Consider the following 4,787-nt stretch of genomic DNA (forward strand, 5'->3'; position numbering starts at 1 on the left):
CCCCCTAACCCCGCAAAGCAATTGTCTAATTTCTCCGGTAAACTAACCTAAAGACTCTTGACGTACTCCCCCTGCTTATAGCTATAGCAGGGGGATTCTTAAAAAGTTGTTACGAGGCGGTCTAAATACACACCTCTCCACTTTTCTTCCTGCTTCTTAGACTCTTAACTAGACTGTTACCAGTCCCCGTCAGCTCATCTCCACAGGCAATTTAATTTACCCTCTAGGATGCGTCCCACCCCAGAGCCTCCTTATCGCTAACCTTGCGGCTGCGTTTCTGCCCACCCTGCGGGAAGCAAGCTGCGGAGTCCAGTTATGGATATCCTGCATGGTTCGTCAACCCTGCGATTGGTTTTCTAATTCTAGCACCTTTGGCTATCACTAATCTCGATACCATCTTGTCTCCTGCCTCTTGGCAGGATTAGCCCAAATATTTTCACTTGATATGGCACAATTTTAGGTAAAATCAAACTTTCCAGAATGACGGCAACGACTCCAACCATACTTACCCAATACGACCCAACCGCCACTGAAGCCTTATGGCAGAAGTTGTGGGAAGAAAATCAAGTCTTTAAAGCTAACCCGGAACATCAAGGCCAACCCTATTGTGTTGTCATCCCGCCACCAAATGTTACAGGTAGCTTACACATGGGGCACGCCTTCGAGAGTGCCCTGATTGACACCCTCGTCCGCTACCATCGGATGAAAGGGCGGAATACCCTCTGGTTACCTGGAACTGACCACGCTAGCATAGCAGTCCATGCCATCCTGGAAAAACAGCTCAAAACAGAAGGCAAAACCCGCAAAGAATTAGGAAGGGAAAAGTTTCTCGAAAGGGCTTGGCAGTGGAAGGAATCATCTAAAGGTACGATTGTTAACCAACTGCGGCGCTTAGGTGTATCAGTAGATTGGTCAAGAGAAAGGTTTACCATGGATGAAGGCTTATCTAAAGCTGTACGGGAAGCCTTTGTTAGACTTTATGATGAGGGATTGGTTTACCGAGGTGAGTATCTTGTCAACTGGTGTCCCGCATCTCAGTCAGCAGTATCGGATGTGGAGGTGGAAAATAAAGACGTTGATGGAAATTTATGGCATTTCCGCTATCCCCTCACTGACGGTAGTGGTTATTTGGAAGTGGCAACCACTAGGCCAGAAACAATGTTAGGGGATACCGCTGTTGCGGTTAATCCTAGTGATGAAAGATATCAGAATTTAATTGGCAAAACCGTTACTCTGCCAATTATGGGACGAGAAATCCCGATTATTGGCGATGAGTTAGTCGATCCAGCCTTTGGTACAGGTTGTGTCAAGGTAACCCCAGCTCATGACCCCAACGACTTTCAAATGGGTCATCGGCATAAGTTACCATTTATCAACATTATGAATAAGGACGGGACTTTAAACGAAAATGCCGGACTATTTCAGGGGCAAGACAGATATGAAGCCCGCCAAAAAGTCGTGCAGCGGCTTGAGGAAGATGGATGCCTAGTCAGGGTAGAAGATTATAAGCATACCGTTCCCTATAGCGATCGCGGCAAAGTTCCCATCGAACCCCTACTCTCAACCCAGTGGTTTGTCAAAATTCGTCCCCTAGCCGATAACGCTCTAGAATTCCTAGACAAGCACAATTCTCCCAAATTCGTCCCGGAACGTTGGACAAAAGTTTACCGGGATTGGCTAGTAAAATTAGAAGATTGGTGTATTTCTCGCCAACTCTGGTGGGGACACCAAATTCCCGCCTGGTATGCCGTCAGTCAAACCGATGGCGAGATTAAAGACAATACACCCTTTGTTGTTGCCCGCAATGAGGAGGAAGCCAAGGAAAAAGCCATAGCACAATTTGGTGAAAATGTCAAAATAAAACAAGACCCCGACGTGTTCGATACCTGGTTTTCGTCAGGATTGTGGCCATTTTCCACCATGGGTTGGCCTGATGAAACCGTTGACTTAAAAACATACTATCCAACCACAACACTAGTTACAGGCTTTGACATCATATTCTTCTGGGTAGCGCGGATGACCATGATGGCAGGACATTTTACAGGTCAAATGCCCTTTGAAACAGTTTACATCCACGGATTGGTGCGGGATGAAAACAATAAAAAAATGTCCAAAAGCGCCAATAATGGCATCGATCCCCTAATTTTGATTGACAAGTACGGGACAGACGCAGTGCGCTACACCCTGATTCGGGAAGTAGCAGGAGCAGGTCAAGATATTCGGTTGGAGTATAATCGCAAAACAGATGAGTCAGCATCAGTGGAAGCATCGCGGAACTTTGCCAACAAACTCTGGAATGCAGCCCGGTTTGTAATGATGAATCTGGATGGTAAGACTCCACAGCAGCTAGGCTCTCCCCTCATCCTAATCGAAAAATCTTCCCCTAATCCTCCCCTAATTAAGGAGGAAGAGGCGAGCAAAGCGTTAGAATTAAGCGACCGCTGGATTTTGTCCCGCTTTCATCAAGTAGTCCATCAAACCAACGATCATCTGGACACCTACGCTCTGGGAGAAGCAGCAAAGGGACTATACGAGTTCATCTGGGGTGACTTCTGTGATTGGTATATTGAACTAGTTAAATCTAGACTACGGCAAGAGGCAACATCTCCTGGGCGGGTTATTGCCCAACAAACCCTTGCCTACGTGCTAGAAGGGATCTTAAAACTGCTCCATCCGTTTATGCCTCATATCACTGAAGAAATCTGGCATTCCCTCACCCAAAAATCGGCAGAGTTTTTGGCATCACAGCCATTACCAGAATTATTAAGTTCTGAGGTAGAATCTTTAACTCAAAACTCGCCCATCAACCCAGCCTTAGAGGAGCAATTCGATCTGCTGATTAGCACAATCCGCACGATTCGGAACCTCCGTGCCGAGGCGGGAATCAAGCCGGGGGTGAAGGTATCAGTCATTCTCCAAAGTGAGAGCAGTAACGAACGTCAAATTATGGAAGCTGGGAAATCTTATATTCAAGACTTAGCAGGAGCTTTGACATTGACAATTACTTCATCTCTGGAAGAAGAGATAGAGACAACCATGGCAGGTGCGATCGGCACGATCCAAGTATTGATTCCTCTGGCTGGTGTTGTGGATGTAGATGCCCTCCGCGCTAAGTTAGCCAAAGACTTAGGTAAAGTGGAAGCAGAAGCACAATCCATTTCCAGTCGTCTGGCAAATCCCAACTTTGTCAGGAAAGCCCCAGATGAAGTCGTCCAGGGTGCGAAGAATGCTTTAACAGAGGCGTTACATCAAACCGAAATTTTGCGGAATCGCCTCAATCTACTGTAGAGAGAATATAAAATTACTCTTTACGGAGCTTCTCACCGATCGCCTATTTGTTATTAGTTGTTGGTTATTAGTTATCGCCAAACAACAAACAACAAACAACAAACAATAAACAACAACAAACTAATAGGAAATGCTACACCTGGCCCTAGTGCAAAAGAATGAGGATGTAGGCGGGGGAAAGCTACAATTGCTAGCCCGCCAACAATCAGATCATTGCTGGGCAGTAATCAACCCAGAAAGTACGATCGTGACAGACAGGAATTCCCTTCATGAGGGATTGTTAGTCTTGGTCGATCTTTCTGATAATCAAGAGGTTCAGTCGATTAAACCCGCTCAAGACTGGGTGTTAACGATCGTCCAGAAATACTTGAGTCATGGCATTACCCCAAGCTTTCTTCAAGAGGAATCAGCACGTATTGAAGAATGGCGGAGAGATCTAACTTCACAAAGTCAGGATTTGACCCGCCAGCGAGCAGAATTTGAAGCCCGTCGGGATCGAATTACAGCCACAGAGCAAGAATTAGAACAACAAAAGCAGCGACTTGAACGAATGGCAGAACAGTTGAAAGAGAGGGAATCGGAATTGAAACAGGAACGACGGCGACTCGAAGAGTGGGAACAGCGACTCGAAGAGTGGGAAGAGCGTCTGAGGGAGAAGGAAGAGGAATAAAGATCTAGCTAGCTTCTGCTCCTTGAGCGGCTAGACAAGATATTTGCTAACATTTATCTGAAGACAAATGTTAACCGATCCGTCCCTAAAACTACCAAAAATACATCGCAAAAATGATTCCTACAGTTATAGAACAATCTGGTCGTGGCGAACGCGCCTTTGACATCTACTCCCGTCTATTGCGGGAACGAATTGTCTTTCTCGGACAACAAGTTGACTCGGATCTAGCTAACTTAATCGTTGCCCAGCTTCTATTTTTAGAATCTGAAGATCCGGAAAAAGACATTTACCTCTACATCAACTCTCCAGGTGGTTCCGTGACAGCGGGGATGGGCATTTACGATACGATGAATCAAATTCGTCCGGATATCTCCACAATTTGTGTTGGTTTGGCGGCGAGTATGGGAGCATTCCTACTTAGTGCTGGTGCCCATGGGAAAAGGATGAGCTTACCTCATTCTCGCATTATGATTCACCAGCCTCTAGGGGGCGCTCAAGGGCAAGCAACCGATATCGAAATTCAAGCCAAAGAAATCCTCTACCACAAGAAAAAGCTTAACGATCTTTTGGCAGAACATACAGGTCAATCAATGGATCGAATTCAGGATGATACTGAGAGAGATTTCTTTATGTCCGCAGAGGAAGCCAAGGAGTATGGTTTAATCGACCAAGTGATCGAGCGCCGCCCTTCACTAGTACGAACTCCTGTGGGTGTTGCTTGAGGTAAGGGGGAGTGGGGAGTAGGGAGTAGGGAGTGGGGAGAGTTTTGAGTTTTGTTAGCGCAGCGGGACGAAGTCCGTTTTGAGTTTAAACTCTCCCTTGTCCCCCT

3 protein-coding genes are annotated in these 4,787 nt (G+C 46.2%); all 3 read left to right on the forward strand.

All coding sequences use genetic code 11. The features are described from left to right. Positions 1-480: 480 nt before the first annotated feature. Positions 481-3,288: a valine--tRNA ligase gene (locus NJ959_RS25600; protein WP_254014584.1), complete on the forward strand. Its 2,808-nt coding sequence runs from the start codon at positions 481-483 to the stop codon at positions 3,286-3,288. A 130-nt stretch (positions 3,289-3,418) separates the two neighbouring features. Next, a complete protein-coding gene (locus NJ959_RS25605) occupies positions 3,419-3,958 on the forward strand; it encodes an HmpF-related protein (protein ID WP_254014585.1) in 540 nt (179 codons plus the stop codon). A gap of 113 nt (positions 3,959-4,071) precedes the next feature. Next, entirely contained in the window at positions 4,072-4,680 is a 609-nt protein-coding gene (clpP, locus tag NJ959_RS25610; RefSeq protein ID WP_254014586.1) for an ATP-dependent Clp endopeptidase proteolytic subunit ClpP, read from the forward strand. Positions 4,681-4,787 lie beyond the last annotated feature (107 nt).

The organism is Limnofasciculus baicalensis BBK-W-15, from assembly GCF_024178385.1.
Taxonomy (GTDB): Bacteria; Cyanobacteriota; Cyanobacteriia; order Cyanobacteriales; family Coleofasciculaceae; genus Limnofasciculus; species Limnofasciculus baicalensis.

Excerpts from the sequence above, each read along its gene's own strand:
- NJ959_RS25600 (WP_254014584.1), top strand. The coding sequence starts at position 481 with ATGACGGCAACGACTCCAACCATACTTACCCAATACGACCCAACCGCC.
- clpP (WP_254014586.1), top strand. The coding sequence starts at position 4,072 with ATGATTCCTACAGTTATAGAACAATCTGGTCGTGGCGAACGCGCCTTT.
- NJ959_RS25605 (WP_254014585.1), top strand. The coding sequence starts at position 3,419 with ATGCTACACCTGGCCCTAGTGCAAAAGAATGAGGATGTAGGCGGGGGA.